12 protein-coding genes are annotated in these 17138 nt (G+C 67.4%); 2 read left to right on the top strand and 10 right to left on the bottom strand.

Annotated elements, in window-relative coordinates; translation table 11 throughout:
* Positions 1-657: 657 nt before the first annotated feature.
* The 6 genes from cynS to BST13_RS34955 form a co-directional block, all read right to left on the bottom strand.
* Positions 658-1128, bottom strand: coding sequence for a cyanase (cynS, locus tag BST13_RS34930; protein WP_083170392.1), 471 nt, complete (start codon positions 1126-1128; stop codon positions 658-660).
* A gap of 115 nt (positions 1129-1243) precedes the next feature.
* Positions 1244-2128 (bottom strand): transcriptional regulator CynR, encoded by an 885-nt coding sequence (cynR, locus tag BST13_RS34935; protein ID WP_083170393.1) that lies wholly within the window; start codon positions 2126-2128, stop codon positions 1244-1246.
* A gap of 52 nt (positions 2129-2180) precedes the next feature.
* On the bottom strand, positions 2181-3521 hold the full coding sequence (locus BST13_RS34940) for a glycosyltransferase 87 family protein (protein ID WP_083170395.1): 1341 nt from the start codon (positions 3519-3521) through the stop codon (positions 2181-2183).
* A gap of 19 nt (positions 3522-3540) precedes the next feature.
* Positions 3541-5007 (bottom strand): glutamate synthase subunit beta, encoded by a 1467-nt coding sequence (locus BST13_RS34945; protein WP_083170396.1) that lies wholly within the window; start codon positions 5005-5007, stop codon positions 3541-3543.
* The gene (gltB, locus tag BST13_RS34950; protein ID WP_083170398.1) at positions 5000-9595 is read right to left on the bottom strand and encodes a glutamate synthase large subunit; all 4596 of its coding nucleotides are present in this window, start codon (positions 9593-9595) and stop codon (positions 5000-5002) included. The genes BST13_RS34945 and gltB overlap by 8 nt, the downstream gene beginning before the upstream one ends.
* A 381-nt stretch (positions 9596-9976) precedes the next feature.
* Complete coding sequence (locus tag BST13_RS34955; RefSeq protein ID WP_425437095.1) at positions 9977-12046, bottom strand: heavy metal translocating P-type ATPase; 2070 nt, start codon at positions 12044-12046, stop codon at positions 9977-9979.
* A gap of 62 nt (positions 12047-12108) precedes the next feature.
* On the opposite strand from BST13_RS34955, the gene BST13_RS34960 reads away from it, so the two are divergent.
* A complete protein-coding gene (locus BST13_RS34960) occupies positions 12109-12927 on the top strand; it encodes a PaaI family thioesterase (RefSeq protein ID WP_083170402.1) in 819 nt (272 codons plus the stop codon).
* On the opposite strand, the gene BST13_RS34965 is transcribed toward BST13_RS34960, so the two are convergent.
* From BST13_RS34965 to BST13_RS34975, 3 genes are read right to left on the bottom strand one after another with little or no spacing between them, the layout of a single operon-like run.
* Positions 12924-13751 (bottom strand): MBL fold metallo-hydrolase, encoded by an 828-nt coding sequence (locus BST13_RS34965; RefSeq protein WP_211296261.1) that lies wholly within the window; start codon positions 13749-13751, stop codon positions 12924-12926. The two genes, BST13_RS34960 and BST13_RS34965, sit on opposite strands and share 4 nt — an antisense overlap.
* Before the next feature lie 46 nt (positions 13752-13797).
* Entirely contained in the window at positions 13798-14697 is a 900-nt protein-coding gene (locus tag BST13_RS34970) for a DNA-3-methyladenine glycosylase family protein (protein ID WP_211296262.1), read from the bottom strand.
* A 9-nt stretch (positions 14698-14706) separates the two neighbouring features.
* The gene (locus BST13_RS34975) at positions 14707-15066 is read right to left on the bottom strand and encodes a DUF427 domain-containing protein (protein WP_083170404.1); all 360 of its coding nucleotides are present in this window, start codon (positions 15064-15066) and stop codon (positions 14707-14709) included.
* Positions 15067-15120: 54 nt separating this feature from the next.
* On the opposite strand from BST13_RS34975, the gene BST13_RS34980 reads away from it, so the two are divergent.
* Complete coding sequence (locus tag BST13_RS34980) at positions 15121-15588, top strand: SRPBCC family protein (protein WP_083170406.1); 468 nt, start codon at positions 15121-15123, stop codon at positions 15586-15588.
* Positions 15589-15592: 4 nt separating this feature from the next.
* Here BST13_RS34980 and BST13_RS34985 read toward each other — a convergent pair whose 3' ends face one another.
* On the bottom strand, positions 15593-16978 hold the full coding sequence (locus BST13_RS34985) for an NAD(P)/FAD-dependent oxidoreductase (RefSeq protein WP_083170408.1): 1386 nt from the start codon (positions 16976-16978) through the stop codon (positions 15593-15595).
* Between the last annotated feature and the right edge of the window lie 160 nt (positions 16979-17138).

The raw sequence follows: 17138 nt of genomic DNA on the forward strand, positions 1-17138 counted from the left end.
CCCCCCCCCCCCCCCCCCCCCCCCGCGCGCCCCCCCCCCCCCCCCCCCCCCCCCCCCCCCCCCCCCCCCCCCCCCCGCCGCGGGGGGGGGGGGCGGCGCCGATGGTTTTCCGGGTACTTGTGCTCGGCAACGCCGACAGCACTCGTTATAACAGGTCAGACCCTGACAGTTTCAACGAAGCAAATGCGACCAGGGGGTCGACACTACCGGCGGCACACTGGCACGCCGACGGCTCAGACCCCGAAGCGAAGTAGCTCGTCGGGGGTCACCAGGCGTTCGTTCTTGGCCGGAAATTCACGGCTCTTCACGGGGTGGCGGAACCATGACCAGGCGATTCGACCCATCCGCGACCGGCTAAGCGGAATGTTGTACACGGTGATCACTCCTGCGACGTTTTGATAGCTGTACCCGTAGCTCTACGTTACCGCAGCACTCTCATGAAGTCATTAGATACCTGTTCATTGGCAAACAGTGCGAGCCACGCCGCATAAAAAGCCGATGTTTCTGGTGATACTGATGTGATTGTTGTGGCGTCAAATATCGGCCTCCGCGTGGCCTGCATCACGTTGTCGCCGTGTTTGCGCCCCAACATCACGATGGCGTAACAAAGCGGGCAAATATTAAGAAAACTCCGTCAACGCACATCCAGCTCGGCGGTCAGAACGGCTTGGTGGGCAGATACTTCCCATCCAGCGTGATCACCGCGCGCTCCCCGCCTTCGGGGTCGGCGACCTTCTGCACATCGAGCCGGAAGTTGATGGCGCTGATGATGCCGTCGCCGAACTGCTCGTGCACGAGCGCCTTCAGCGTGGTGCCGTACACCTGCAGCATCTCGTAGAAGCGGTAGATGGTCGGATCGGTGGGGACGCCTCCGGGAATCGATCCGCGAGTCGGGATGGTCTGCAGCAGTTGCGCCGCGCCGCTGTCCAGGCCGAGCAGCTCGGCGACAGCCACCGCGGCCTCCGGCGGCAGCGCGTGCTGGCCGAGCACCGCGGCGGTGACGAATGCGACCGAGTATCCGGCGGCATCGGCGATCTGCTGCCAGGTCAGATCTTTGGCGGTCTTGGCAGCGACGGCTTCGGCCGCCAGGATCTCGCGGGCTGTGGGATCGAGTTGTGCGTGTGCCATGGGATGTCCTCGTGGTCTCGTGGTTCTGATGACCCCGCCGAGAGTGCCCGGCCTACTCCCATAGCGTCCAATACCTGTAACCCATTGGCCCGATCGATATCGCCAATAGTCGGGATCAGCCCGGTTGCACCTCGGCCCTGGCCAGCGCGGCGAACGCGTGCGCGGCCGCCGAGTGATAGGCGGCCCCGCGGCGGAGCATCTCGACGGTTCGTGTGGGCATTTCGGGTGTGAGCGCAACGGCGTGCAGGTCAGGGTGCGCCCGGGTGATGGCGTCCGGTAAGACGGTCGCGATGGACCCACGGCGCACCACTTCGACCAGCGCGCTGATCGAGTTGGCTTCGATCGCGATTTGCGGGGCTACCTGGCACGCGGCGAAATACGCATCGATGTGCGTGCGGGTGGCGAAATCCCGGCTGAGCAACGCGAGTGGTTGAGCCGCGAGCCGGCTCACCGCGACCGAACCGGATTCGGCGACGAGCGGATGCGACGATCCGACCACCAGGCCGAGGTATTCGATGAACAACGGCGAGCTGTCGACACCCGCCGCATGGCTGCCGCTGAAGGCCAGGCCCAGGTCCAGGCGGTCGGCCAGCAGATCGGCCTCGATGCGATCCTGCGTGGTCTCGGTGACGGTCAGCGTGATCCCCGGGTGCGCAGTGCGGAACCGATGTACCAGCGGCCCGATCAGGTAGGCGGTGAGGCTGGGTGTCATCGCAATGCGCAGATGGCCGCGGGACAGATCCCGGACGTCGTGCACGGCGCGCTCACCGGCTTCGAGATCGCGCAGCGCGCTACGGGCGTGGTCGGCGAACGCCTCGCCGGCATCGGTGAGCCGGACCGCGCGCCCGGACCGGTCCAGCAGCTGCACCCCCAGCGTCCGCTCAAGCTGGCGGATCTGCTGCGACAGCGTCGGCTGGGAGATGTGCAGGGTCTCGGCGGCGCGCGTGAAGTTTGCGTGCTCGGCGACGGCAAGCAGGTAACGCACGTGGCGCAGCTCCATGCGTCAACGATAGATGTCAGTAATCGCCGCTATGGAGAATCCGTCTGTGCCGCTATCGCGGCTGCACGAGGCGATCGGCGCCGGACCCCGCGTCCTCGACATCCGTCAGCGCCAGCCGCTCATCGAGAAACTCCGGCGGGTAGTCGTCCAGATCAGATGTCGCCATGGCTATCTCGTCACGCCCGCTCAGCTGCAACCAGCTCGCCGCGCCGATCGTGAAGCACAGGAACACCAGCGGATACCAGCCGCTCGCGAGCTGGCCGACCCAAAAAGCGCGTAGATCGATGAAGTTCCAGTACACGCCGCTGAAGTACATGGTGGTGTGGTTGCGTCCGGGGCGGTGCAGCGTCCACATGAACGTCATCGCGACCAGCGCGGCGGCACGGTAGGCCCACCCGCGGGCCCAGTGCCCTCGGGTCGTGCACGCTTTCGCCACGAGCCAGAAGAACGCCGGGGCGAACCACACCCAGTGCGCCGCCCAACTGAACGGCGACACCGCGCAACCCATCAAGCCGACCAGCACTACCGCCAGCACCGGTTCACCGCGTCGCTGGGCCCATGTCGCAACGGCCAGACCGACGGCAACCACCAGTAGGCTCGCGGCGATCCACAGCCACTCCGGGCGGGGATTCGGGGCGAAGAACCGGGCGAGAAAGCCGTTGATCGACTGGTTCGCCAGATGATCCAGACGGCTGATGTGGCTGGTGTCGCCGAGGTGAGTCCAGAACCAGGCGCTGTCGCGCGGCAGCAGCGGCCAGGTCAGTGCTGCGGTGGCACCGAATGTCACTGTGGCAGTGGCAGATGCCCGCCATTGCCGCGTGAGCAGCAGGTACGGCAGGAACACGAGCGGGGTGAGTTTGATACCCGCGGCGATACCCAAACCCGTCCCGCGCCAGCGGGATTCGGCGGGACGCAACAGGTCGAGCAGCACCAGCGCCATGAGCAGGACGTTGATCTGCCCCCACCAGAGCGTCGCCTGCACGGGCTCGAGATCGATGACGATGACGGCCAGCGCACCACTCATCACGCCCAACCGGGCATCGGCGCGAAAGCCGGCCAGGCGCATGATGCGCCACGCGATGAGCCCCAGCACGCAGATCGACAGCGCGAGAAGGGCGTACTTCGCGACGTCGAAGCCGAGCCAGGCGAACGGCGCGAGAACCAGGGTCGCGAACGGCGGGTAGACGAACCACGCTCCGCGCAGCGCCGGCGTGTCGTACAGGCCTCTGCCGTCCCAGACCTGGTGCACAGCCGCCCGGTAGGTGTCCAGATCGTAGTTGTTCTCGGTCAACCCGAAGAACTGCGTCTGGAACGGCACCAGGTGGTTGTGCACCGCGACGGCCAGCACGGCCATGATGACTGCGCCGCAGACCACACGACGGCGCAGTACCATCCCCCTGCCCACCGGGCCTTTACCGCTGCGGCGCGGCGGTCGGCTTGATCGGCGCCGGTAGAGCGCTGTGGCCCATCAGGTAATTGTCGACGCCGGCTGCGGCAGCGCGGCCCTCGGCGATTGCCCACACGATCAGAGACTGTCCGCGCCCCATGTCGCCCGCGACGAACACGCCCGGCTCAGTGGTCTGGAAGTTGTTGTCGCGCGCCACGTTTCCGCGGTCGGTCAGCTCGACACCCAGCTCGGTCAGCAGTCCCTCACGCTCGGGACCGACGAAGCCCATGGCGAGGAACACGATGTCGGCGTCCAGCTCGAAGTCCGACCCGTCGACCTTCTCGAACTTGCCCGCGTTCATGACGACCTCGTGCACCTTGAGCGAGGTCACCCGCCCGTCGGTGCCGACGAACTGCTCGGTGTTCACCGAGAAGACCCGCTCGCCGCCCTCTTCGTGCGCCGAGGACACCCGGAACATCAAGGGATAGGTCGGCCATGGGGTCGAATCCGCACGGGACTCCGGCGGCCGCGGCATGATCTCGAACTGGTGGATGCTGGCCGCGCCCTGCCGGTGTGCGGTGCCGAGGCAGTCCGCGCCGGTGTCGCCGCCGCCGATGATGACGACCTTCTTGCCCTTGGCGGTGATGGGCGGTTCGCCGTCGGGGCCGAGCACATCGTCACCGTTTTGGACGCGGTTGGCCCACGGCAGATACTCCATGGCCTGGTGGATGCCGTCGAGTTCGCGGCCCGGGATCGGCAGGTCGCGCCAGGCGGTCGCACCGCCTGCGAGCACCACCGCGTCGAAGTCCTCGCGCAGCTGCTCGACGGTGAGATCGACACCGACGTTGACGCCCGTGCGGAACTTCGTGCCTTCGGCCTCCATCTGCTCCAGACGGCGGTCGATGTGACGCTTCTCCATCTTGAACTCGGGGATTCCGTAGCGCAGCAGCCCGCCGATGCGGTCGGCGCGCTCGAAGACGGTGACGTCATGCCCGGCGCGGGTCAGCTGCTGCGCGGCGGCCAGGCCTGCGGGGCCGGATCCGACGACGGCAACCTTCTTGCCGGTCAACACCTCCGGCGGCAACGGCTTGACCCAGCCCTGCTCGAAGGCGTTGTCGATGATCTCGACCTCGACCTGCTTGATGGTCACCGGGTCCTGGTTGATCCCGAGCACGCACGACGCCTCGCAGGGCGCCGGGCAGAGCCGACCGGTGAACTCCGGGAAGTTGTTGGTCGCGTGCAGCCGCTCGATGGCGTCCCGCCAGCGGTCCCGGAACACCAGGTCGTTCCACTCGGGAATCAGGTTCCCGAGTGGACAACCGTTGTGGCAGAACGGGATACCGCAGTCCATGCATCGTGATGCCTGAACCTGCAGGGTTTCGTGGGAGAAGTCCTCGTAGACCTCTTTCCAGTCCTGCAGGCGCAGCGGCACCGGCCGCCGGGCCGGCAGTTCGCGTTTGGTGTGCTTGAGGAAGCCGCTCGGATCAGCCACGGGCCGCCGCCATGATCGCATCGTTGACGTCGGAACCGGCGGCCTCGGCCTCGGCAATCGCCGTCAGCACCCGCTTGTAATCCCGCGGCATAACCTTAACGAAGTTCTTCATCTCGCCATCCCAATCGGCCAGGATCCGTTGCCCCACGGCCGAATCCGTCGCGTCGACGTGCGCGGTGATGATGCCGTGCAGCCATTCGCGGTCAGCGTCGTCCAGAGCGTCGAGATCGACCATCTCTGCATTCACGTTCCCCGGCAGTGCGCCCGCCGGGTCGTACACATAGGCCACGCCACCGGACATGCCGGCGGCGAAGTTGCGGCCGGTGGCACCGAGGATGACCACCTTGCCGCCGGTCATGTACTCGCAGCCGTGGTCACCCACGCCTTCCACGACCGCGTGTGCACCCGAATTGCGCACCGCGAACCGCTCGCCCACCACACCGCGCAGGAACGCCTGGCCGCTGGTGGCGCCGAACAGGATCACGTTGCCGCCGATGATGTTGTTCTCGGCGACATAATCGGCCGGGGCGTTATCCGACGGTCGCACCACGATGCGGCCACCCGACAGGCCCTTGCCGACATAGTCGTTGGCGTCGCCGTAGACCCGCAGCGTGATGCCCTTGGGCACGAACGCACCGAAGCTGTTGCCTGCCGAACCGTCGAAGGTGATGTCGATGGTTCCGTCCGGAAGCCCCTGCGCGCCATAGGCCTTGGTGACCTCATGGCCCAGCATGGTGCCCACGGTGCGGTTGACGTTGGTGATCTTGGTGGAGAACCGGACCTTCGTACCCTTGTCCAGGGCCTCACGGCTCTGCACGATGAGCTGCTGATCCAGTGCCTTGTCCAGGCCGTGGTCCTGTCGCGAGCTGCAGTACAGGTCCTGGTTCATGAAGGCCGATTCCGGCTCGTGCAGCACGGGCGCGAGATCGAGCTTGTAGGCCTTCCAGTGCTCTGCGGCCCGGCTGGTGTCCAGCGCGCCGACCTGGCCGACCATCTCGTTGACGGTGCGGAAGCCCAACTGCGCCATGAGTTCCCGGACTTCCTCGGCGATGAACATGAAGAAGTTCTCGACGAACTCGGGCTTGCCGTTGAACCGCTGCCGCAGCACCGGGTTCTGCGTCGCCACGCCCACCGGGCAGGTGTCGAGGTGGCAGACCCGCATCATGATGCAACCCGAGACCACCAGGGGTGCGGTGGCGAAACCGAACTCCTCCGCGCCGAGCAGCGCCGCGACGACCACGTCGCGGCCCGTCTTGAGCTGACCGTCCACCTGCACGACGATCCGGTCGCGAAGCCCGTTGAGCAGCAACGTCTGCTGCGTCTCGGCCAGGCCGAGCTCCCACGGGGCACCGGCGTGCTTCTGCGAGGTCAGCGGCGTGGCGCCGGTACCGCCGTCGTGCCCGGAGATGAGCACCACGTCGGCGTGCGCCTTGGAGACACCGGCGGCCACGGTTCCGACGCCGTTCTCACTGACCAGCTTGACGTGGATACGGGCTGCCGGGTTGGCGTTCTTCAGGTCGTGGATCAGCTGCGCCAGATCCTCGATCGAGTAGATGTCGTGGTGCGGCGGCGGCGAGATGAGCCCGACGCCCGGCGTCGAATGCCGAACCTCGGCCACCCACGGGTACACCTTGTGACCCGGAAGCTGTCCGCCCTCACCGGGCTTGGCGCCCTGGGCCATCTTGATCTGGATGTCGGTGCAGTTGGTCAGGTAGTGGCTGGTGACACCGAACCGGGCCGAGGCCACCTGCTTGATGGCACTGCGCCGCCAGTCGCCGTTGGCGTCGGGGTCGAAGCGGTCGACGCTCTCGCCGCCCTCACCCGAGTTGGACCGGCCGCCAAGGCGGTTCATCGCGATGGCCAGCGTCTCGTGCGCCTCGGCCGAGATGGAGCCGTAGCTCATCGCGCCGGTGGAGAACCGCTTGACGATCTCGCTGGCCGGCTCGACCTCGTCGATCGAAATCGGTTCCCGCACACCTTCTTTGAACTTCAGCAGACCGCGCAGCGACGCCATCCGCTCGCTCTGGTCGTCGACCAGCTGGGTGTACTCCTTGAACACCGAGTACTGCCCGGTGCGGGTCGAGTGCTGCAGCTTGAACACCGTGTCGGGGTTGAACAGGTGGTATTCACCCTCGCGCCGCCACTGGTATTCGCCGCCGACCTCGAGCTCGCGGTGCGCCCACTCGTCGGGACGGTCGAGGTACGCCAGCTCGTGCCGGGCCGCCACGTCCGCGGCGATGTCGTCGAGATCGATACCGCCTGTGGGGCAGTGCAATCCGGTGAAGTACTCGTCGAGCACGCGCTGGCTGACGCCGATGGCCTGGAACAGCTGGGCACCGGTGTAGGAGGCCAGGGTCGAGATGCCCATCTTGGACATCACCTTCAGCACGCCCTTGCCTGCGGCCTTCACGTAGTTCGCCTTGGCCTGGTCACTGGTCAGCCCGGTGATGACCCCGCGGTCGATCATGTCCTCGATCGACTCGAAGGCCATGTACGGGTTGATCGCGGCAGCACCGAACCCGCACAGCATCGCCATGTGGTGCACCTCGCGGGCGTCGCCGGATTCGACGACGAGGCCGACCTGGGTGCGGGTGCGTTCGCGGACCAGGTGGTGGTGCACGGCGGCGACCGACAGCAGCGACGGGATCGGCGCGAGCCATTCGTTGGATTCGCGGTCGGAGAGCACGATGATGCGCGCGCCGTTGCGGATGGCCTGCGACACCTTGGTGCGCACGTCCTCCAGGGCCCGACGCAGGCCGGAGCCGCCGTCGGCGACCGGATACAGGCAGCTCACCACCGCGGCCCGCATGCCGTGCTTGCGACCGCGGATCTCATGGTCGGGGTCGACGTCGATGAGCTTGGACAGCTCGGCGTTGCGCAGGATCGGCTGCGGCAGCACGATCTGGCGACAGGAGTTCTCGTCCGGGTTGAGCAGATCGCCTTCGGGACCGATGACACCCTGCAGGCTGGTGACCACCTCTTCGCGGATGGCGTCCAGCGGCGGGTTGGTCACCTGGGCGAAGAGCTGCTGGAAGTAGTCGAACAGCATCCGTGGCCGCTGCGACAGGACCGCGATGGGCGTGTCGGTGCCCATCGAGCCGAGCGCCTCGGCGCCGGTGCGGGCCATGGGGGCGATCAGCAGGTTGAGCTCTTCGTAGGTGTAGCCGAAGGCCTGCTGGCGCAGCACCACCCGGTGGTGCGGCATCTTGACGTACTTGCCCTGGGGCAGTTCATCGATGTGGAAGAGGCCCGCGTCCAGCCACTCCTGGTAGGGATGCTCGGCGGCCAGCTCGGCCTTGACCTCTTCGTCGGAGACGATGCGGCCCTGCGCGGTGTCCACCAGGAACATGCGGCCGGGCTGCAGGCGCATCTTCTGCACGACGGTCGAGGGGTCGAGATCCAGCACGCCGGCCTCGGATGCCATGACGACCAGGCCGTCTTCGGTCACCCAGATCCGCGACGGGCGAAGGCCGTTGCGGTCGAGCACGGCGCCGACGATGGTGCCGTCGGTGAAGCACACCGAGGCAGGTCCGTCCCACGGCTCCATGAGCGAGCCGTGGTACTGGTAGAACGCCCGGCGGGCCGGGTCCATCTCGGTGTTGCGCTCCCAGGCTTCGGGAATCATCATCAGCACCGCGTGGTGCAGGGGGCGTCCGCCCAGGTGCAGCAGCTCGAGGACCTCGTCGAACCGGGCGGTGTCCGACGCGCCCGGCGTACACACGGGGAAGATCTTGTTCAGGTCGTTGTGGTACCCGAACACGTCGGTGTGGATGAGCGCTTCACGGGCCCGCATCCAGTTCTCGTTGCCGGTGACGGTGTTGATCTCACCGTTGTGCGCGACGCGGCGGAAGGGGTGGGCCAGCGGCCACGACGGGAACGTGTTGGTGGAGAACCGCGAGTGCACGATGCCCAGGGCGCTGGTGAGCCGCTGGTCCTGGAGGTCCAGGTAGAACGCGCGCAGCTGCGGCGTGGTCAGCATGCCTTTGTAGACGATCGTCTTGCCGGACAGGCTGGGGAAGTACACGGTCTCGCGCCCGGGGCCGTCCTGGCCGGGTCCCTTGGTGCCGAGTTCGTGCTCGGCACGCTTGCGGATGACGTAGGCGCGGCGCTCCAGCTCCATGCCTTCGGCGCCGCCGATGAAGACCTGCCGCAGGGTCGGCATGGCGTCGCGGGCCAGGGCGCCCAGCGAGGAATCGTCGTGCGGGACGTCGCGCCAACCCAGCAGTTGCAGGCCCTCGGCCTCGACGATCTTTCCGACGGCCTCGCACGCCAGCTTGGCGTCGCGCGAGGACTGCGGCAGAAAGGCGATGCCGGTCGCATAGCTGCCCTCGGGCGGAAGTTCGAAGCCTTCCTGCTCCTTGCAGACCGCGCGTAGGAACTCGTCGGGCACCTGCAGCAGGATGCCTGCACCGTCGCCGGTGTTGGGCTCAGCGCCCGCGGCACCGCGGTGCTCAAGATTCAGCAGCGCGGTGATCGCTTTGTCGACGATGTCGCGCGAACGACGGCCGTGCATGTCCGCGATCATCGCGACGCCGCAGGAGCCGTGTTCGTACGCCGAGTTGTACAACCCGATTTGCTTTGGAGCCATTATCACCTAGCCCTCCAACCACGCTCTCTTACGAGCTGGCGTTAGCCACTCGGCGAGGGAGGCCGTTCGTGCACCACTGAACGACGGCTATGTCCAACACGCCATAAGTGACAAAACAATAGGGCAAACACCGTGCGACATGCCAACTTAGCTAAGCCTAACCAGGTTGCCCGCCCATCCCATTCGGATCTTGCCGCCCATCCTACGGCAGTCTTGAAATACTTTGTGCGCCTTGCCATTTCGCGTACCTGACAAACAGCTGTGAGGGGTGCACCCCGTCCACTCCGAGTCAACGGCCAGTCTGGACCATTTGCTACATAGACTTAACACAGGCGTTATACAGCCGTTATAAGCGGCTATCCGGTTTGCAGGAAAGCCTAGTCAGATTCTTAGAGTTTGCTCGCGCGACGTTTTGACCGCAGTTTCGGGCCGCAGATCGAGCTTACGCAGCAGCTGCGCGTTGAGGGCGACCACCACCGTCGACACCGACATCAGCACCGCGCCGACCGACATCGGCATCACAAAACCGATCCCTGCCAGCACACCGGCCGCCAACGGAACCGCGATCAGGTTGTAACCCGCTGCCCACCAGAGATTTTGCCGCATCTTTCGGTAGGACTGGCGGGACAATTCGATGACCGACAGCACCGACCGCGGGTCCGAGCTCGCCAGGATCACGCCGGCCGAGGCGATCGCCACGTCGGTGCCTGCGCCGATGGCGATTCCGACATCGGCCTGGGCCAGCGCGGGTGCGTCGTTGACACCGTCGCCGACCATCGCGACCGGACGCCCCTCATGCTGCAGCTCGGCCACCTTGGCTGCCTTGTCCTGCGGCCGCACCCCGGCATAGACGCGATCGATACCGAGATCGGTCGCGACCGCGGCGGCCACCGGTTCGGCGTCACCGGTGATCATCACGACGGTTATGCCCTGCTCCCGCAAGGCATCGACGGTCTGGCGCGATTCCGGCCGCACCTCGTCGGCCAGCCCCAGCGCACCGACCACCTTTCCGTCGACCAGCACGTGCAGCACGGTGGCGCCGTGCCAGCGAGCCGTCTGCTCCGGTGCGGCGGGTTCGAGGCCTTCCTGCTCCAGCAGCCGTGGGCCGCCGACCTGCACGTGCCGGCCGTCGACCGTCGCGCTGACCCCGACCGCCGGGGATGAACTGAATGCGCTCGCCGCGGACAGCGACAGCTCGCGACGCTGCGCGGCCTCCACGATCGCCCTGGCCAGCGGGTGTTCGGAGGCAGATTCGGCCGCCGCGGCCAGGGTCAGCAGTTCGTGCTCCGCCAGGCCCGATGCCAACACCGCGGTCACCGCGGGTTCGCCACGCGTGAGGGTTCCGGTCTTGTCGAAGAGCACCGCACCGACCGTGCGCATCGTCTCCAGGGCCAGCCGATCCTTCACCAACACCCCACCGCGCGCCGCACGTTCGGTGGCGATGGCGACCACCAGCGGGATCGCCAGGCCCAGCGCGTGTGGGCAGGCGATGACCAGGACGGTGATGGTGCGCACCACGGCCTGGTCGGGTTGGCCCAGCAGGGTCCAGACGATCGCGGTCAGCACGGCCGCCCCCAACGCGAACCAGAACAACCAACCCGCGGCCCGGTCCGCCAGCCGCTGGGCCTTCGAGGACGAGTTCATCGCGTCGTCGACGAGCCGCTGAATACCGGCCAGCGCGGTGTCGTCGCCGACTGCCGTCACGCTGATCCGCAACCCTGAGTCGGTGGCCACCGTGCCGGCGATGACGTCGTCCCCGACACTTCGGCGTACCGGACGCGATTCGCCGGTCACCATGGATTCGTCCATGTCGGCAGCGCCGTCGACGATCCGGCCGTCGACGGGCACGCTGCCACCGGGCCGGACCAGCACCACGTCGCCCACGCGAAGCTCGTCGGGGGTGACCGTGACGACGCGCTCGGGGTCGCCCTCGACGCGTTCGGCTTCGTCGGGCAACAGGGCGGCCAGGGAGTCGAGTGCGGACGTGGTCTGGGCCAGCGATCGCATCTCGATCCAGTGCCCGAGCAGCATGATGACGATCAGCAGCGCCAGCTCCCACCAAAAGTCCAGCTGGTGGTGCACCAGCCCGAGGCTGGCTCCCCATGAGGCGACGAACGCTACGGTGATCGCCAGGCCGATGAGCAGCATCATCCCCGGGGCCCGGGAACGGATCTCGCTGACTGCGCCGGTGAGAAACGGTCGCCCGCCCCACAGGTACATCACGGTGCCGAGTACCGGCGACACCCAGCCGACGCCGGGCACGTCCGGGATCGAGTAGCCCAGCAGCATCGCGAACATCGGCGACAGCACCACGGTCGGTACCGCCAGGGCGAGCATGATCCAGAACAGTCTGCGGAATTGCGCCACGTGATCGCCGTGGCCGCCGTGTCCCTCATGCCCGGAATGGCCGTGCTGCGCGTGAGCGGTCATATCCGTGCCCGTCATATCCATATCCACACCATATACCCTCGGGGGGTATATGACCACAGCTGACGGCGTAACTGTTGATCGCAATGCGCTATCCGTCGAATACCCCGTTGGGCCGCTTCCAGATCGAAACACTGGAAGAAAGCGCCGACCGCTGTGTCGCCTCGATCCCGCTCGCGGGCCTGGCGAACCCGCTGACCGGCGCGCCGACCGTCGGTCCGCTGGCCATGCTGGTCGACCACATCGGCGGCCTGGCCAATCACCTGCGCCGCAATCCCGACGAATGGACGGTCACCAGCGAGTTGGCCATCGAATTCACCGGCGCCGCGACACGCGCCATCGCCCGCGCGACCGAGCACCCGGTGACCGCGACGGCGCGGCCGTTCGGCCCCAAAGGCACGACGTCGATGAGCATCTGCGAACTCACGTGTGGCCGCATCCCGGTGGCCACCGCCACCGTGCGGTCGTTTCACATCCGCGCGCCCGAACATCTCGCCCAGTGGCCGCCGAGCTCGCGTGACACCGACACAGCCGGCGTGCCGCCGACGTTGGCCGCGCGGCTGGCGGTCGACGTCGCCGAGGGCGGTGGCGCCAAAGTGCTGCGGCAACTGCCGGACCCGGCGTTGAACAACCTGATCGGCATCGTGCACGGCGGGATCTCGGCCACCGCACTGGAATTGGTGGCCTCCGCCGCGGTCAACGACGGCCGGGCGCAGCATCTGTTGCAGACCGCGTCGCTTCGGGTCAACTATCTGCGCCAGTTCTTGGCCGGCGGAGAATCCCGTTATGAGGCAACGACTTTGCGCGTCGGACGCAGCAGCGGCGTGGCCGATGCGAAAGCCGTCCGCACCGACGGAGAAGTGGCGCTGCTGGCCCGGCTCACGGCGTACCCGGGAACCGACTAGGTGAGGTGGTCGAACTCCCCGCTGACCCAGCGGATGTGGGTCTCGGCCGCCCGGTGCACCACGTCCTTGGCAGCACTGTCGATCTCGTCGCCGCCGAGGGTGTAGAGCCGGTCGTAGTCGTAGGCGTCCAGCCGTGTCACGATGCGCTGCACCACCGCCGCCGACAACGGGATGTTCTTGGGAAAGCTGCGCTGAAAGGACACCCAGTTGCGCGCCAAGCCACCGCTGATGGTGTCCCCCGCCAGCAGCGTGCCATCCGCGGTCACCGCCACCGAGCTACCCCGCATGTGCCCTCCGACGTGCACCAGCCGCACGCCCGGCACCGGCTCGATCTCGTCGCGCCACAGCTCGATCAGCAGATCCTGCTGCGGAAGCCATTCCTGGTCAAGGGCATTCACGTACACCGGCACTCGGTCGAAGGCCCTGCTCCAGCTCAGCTGGGCGCCGAACATGTGTGGGTGGCTGGCTGCGATCGCCGCGACACCGCCGAGCCGGCGCACCAGTTCCACGACGTCGTCATCGAGATAGCTCGGCGCGTCCCACAGCAGATTGCCGCCTGCGGTCTGCACCAGGAACGACCGGTGCCCGATCGCGAACCGGGGCACCCGGCGCAGGCTGTGCACGCCGCGCCCGTGATCGGCGTACTCGGTGTGATGCGGCTGTGCGGCAAGGGCTTCCAGCGTCGTCCAGGTTCCGTGCGGCGGAAGGTCACCGCGCTCCTCGATCGAGACCACCTCCGAGGTGAGCACGCAGCTGTTCTCCGGCGGGCGGGCATCGGAGTGAGGATGTTCGACACCGCATCCGGTGCATATCCAGGTAGGCATGCGTCCCAGGCTGGCACCTCAACCATCGTTGAGGTCAACCGCCGACCTAGAGCGCCCGCAGATTCGGTATCGCCTGCCGGGCGCCCCGGCGCGGATTGCCGGCCATGCCACTGGCATACAGCAACCGCACGGCGCGGTGTCGGTGTGGCCGTAGCGGTTCCAGCAGCTCGACCATGGCGGCGTCGTCGATCGGGGTACCCAGCAGGGTCAGCCCCACCACCGTGGCCAGGTGGTAGTCGCCGACCGATAGCGCATCGGCGTCCCCGAACGCCCGCTGCACGGTCTCGGCGGCCGTCCACTCACCCACCCCAGGCAGTGAGCGCAGGCCCGCCACCGCCCGGTCGGCCGTGAGCCGTTCCAGCGCGTCGGCCCGCTGGGCACAACCGACGATGGTGCGGGCCCGGCCCGGGTCCACGTTGGCGCGGTGAAACTCCCACGACGGGATGCGTCGCCACACCTCTGCACTCGGCGGCACCCGCATCCCGCTGGGCGCGGGGCCGGGCGCCGGAGCGCCGTACTTGGTCACGAGCGCACGCCAGGCCCGCCAGGCATCCATGCCGGAGACCCGCTGTTCGATGATCGCCGGGATCAGCGCCTCAAGCACCCGACCGGTGCGGCCCAGCCGCAGATGGGGCGTGCGCCGATAGGCCGCGGCGATGGTCGGCTCGACAGGGTTGAAGTCGCTGTCGTCATCGGCAGCGCCGAGCAGTTCGGGCAGCCCGTCGAGGAATTCGCCGCTGCCGTCGCCCCAGGCTTCGCACTCGACGGTGTCAGGTGCGGTCTTGACGATCCGCGCGGTCACCGCGCCGGTGCGCATGAGGCTCGTGCGCCAGATCGCCCCGTCGGACGTGGTGCGATAACACGGATCGCGTCCGCTGCGTTGCAGCGGTGCCAGCGTCAGGCCAGGACTCGCCGGGCCGTCGAACACCACACTGGCGGTCGCCACCCGACAAGGTTATGCACCGACGCTGACATCCGCCTTGTCGGTGTAGAAAGCGACTCGTCCGGTGATCTCGGCGACCGCCGGATAGGCCTCTTCGTAGGTCCAGATCGCGTCGTCGACGCCGGCGACGTTGTAGTAGTGGGCCTCGCCCTTGAAGGGACAGTACGTCGTGGTGTCACTACGGGTCAGCGGAGCCACCACGTCGGCCAACGGGATGTACTGGACCGCGGGGTAGGTCGACTCCTGCAGGGTCAACGCGTCGTCGGTCTGCGCGACCACCTCGCCGTTGATCCGGACGGTGACGCGGCGCCCGGTTGGTTCGATGGTGATGGGATGTGCCGCCGTCGGTTGCAGCACCGGTCGGTCTGTCATAGAGATCACAACGCGGGCCGGTAGGCGTCGAATTCCCCGGTTACGATCGGGCCCATGACAGCTTCCGCGCCGGCCTCCGTGACTGCTTCGGTGTCGATCGCCGCCGATCCCGCAGCGGTGTATGCACTGATCACCGACCTGCCGACACTGGCGTCGCTGGCCGAGGAGGCGTACACCATGCGGTGGAAGAAGGGCGATTCGGCCGCGCCCGGTTCGGTGTTCGTCGGCCAGAACCGCAACGGTTCACGCACGTGGACCACCACCTGCACGGTCACCGCCGCCGACCCCGGCAAGACATTTGCGTTCGACGTGAAGTCGCTGGTGTTCCCGGTGGCGCACTGGCGCTACGACATCGCCGCAACCGAAACCGGCTGCACCGTCACCGAGTCCACGTGGGACCAGCGCGCGGGGTGGTTCAAGGTCGTCGGCGGCCTGGCCACCGGGGTTTCCGACCGCGGCGGCGCCAACGCAGAGCACATCGAGCGGACGCTGGAGCGGCTCAAGGAGCGCGCCGAACGGTGACCACTCAGTGCGGCTTGCCGGTGATGACGTCGGCGACCCGCGCGATCGGAGATGTCGACGCCCGGCCACCCGCCTCGTGCCGGTCCGCCAGCTTGTACGCGATGTACAGGCCGCGCACGCCAAGCCAGCGCAGCGGTTCGGGCTCCCAGGTGCGTGATTGGTGCCCGACCCACGGCAGCGCGGTGTTCGGGCTGTCGTGGCCGAGCACCAGATCGGCCAGGGTGCGACCAGCCAGGTTGGTCGCGGTCACGCCGTGGCCGACATAGCCGCCGGCCCAGCCCAATCCGGTGGTTCGATCGAGCGCCAGCCCCGCTTGCCAGTCGCGCGGCACTGCCAGCACCCCGCACCAGCCGTGAGCAATCGGGATGTCACGCACCTGCGGCAGGATCGAGTGCAGCACGTCGGTGAGCTGCCGGATGGTCTTGCCCGGCACCCGGCCGTCCTTGTCGGTGCGCGACGCATAGCGGTACGGCACGCTTCGCCCGCCGATGGCGATGCGGTTGTCGACGGTGCGCTGCGCGTAGAAGAATCCGTGCGCGGCGTCACCGACCGTTTCCCGTGCCTCCCAACCGATTTCGTCCCACCGGTCGGCAGGGATCGGCTCGGTGGCGATCATCGAACTGTTCATCGGCAGCCATCGCCTGCGCAGCCCGGGCAGCGCAGGCGTGAATCCTTCGGTGGTGCGCAGCACGATGGGGGCACGCACGGTTCCGTTGGCCGTGACGGCCCTTCCCGCGACGATGTCGGTGACCGGGGACTGCTCGTAGATCGTGACGCCGAGCCGTTCGACGGCGTCGGCAAGACCGCGTGCCAGCCGGGCGGGTTGAATCCGGGCACAGTGCGGTGTGTGATACGCCGATACCAGACCGGCAAACCGGATACGTTGTGCTGCTTGTTCTCCGGTCAGCTCGGTGACGTCGTTGCCCCACCGGCGTTCCTCGGCTGCGGAGCCGGCCAGGCGGGCGGCCTGCGCCGGGTTGCGGGCGATCTCCAGGGTTCCGCCCTTGACCGCACCCGCGTCGATGCCTTCCCGCTCGGCGACGCCGATGACCTCGTCGACGGCGTCGTTGAGGGCCCGCTGCCACGCCAGTACTTGTTCGCGGCCATGGGTTTTTGCCAATTTGTGCCGGTCGCCGGGGGCCAGGCCCGACAGCCATCCGCCGTTGCGGCCCGACGCACCGAACCCGGCGAACCGCGCCTCCAGGACCGTGATCCGCAAGCTGGGGTCGGCCTGCTTCAGGTAGTAGGCCGTCCACAACCCGGTGTAGCCGGCGCCGACGATGCAGACGTCGGCGTCACGGTCGCCGCCGAGCGCGGGCCGGTATGCGGGCAGTCTGTCGAACCAGTGGGAGACACGGCCGTTCACCGGATTGGAGATCGCGTTGGGCATCGCCAGATTCTGCCAGGACTTGTCGTCGCGCGGGCCCGGAAATCCGGGTGAACATCATTGTTTCTGCCATCCGCCGATCAATTTCTGCCACCGGAATTATCCCTCTGAGCACTGTGTTTGGACAGTCCGAACGGCACGGACCACCCGGAGCCGGAGGTAA

This window comes from Mycobacterium aquaticum (genome assembly GCF_002086485.1).
GTDB classification, from domain to species: Bacteria; Actinomycetota; Actinomycetes; order Mycobacteriales; family Mycobacteriaceae; genus Mycobacterium; species Mycobacterium aquaticum.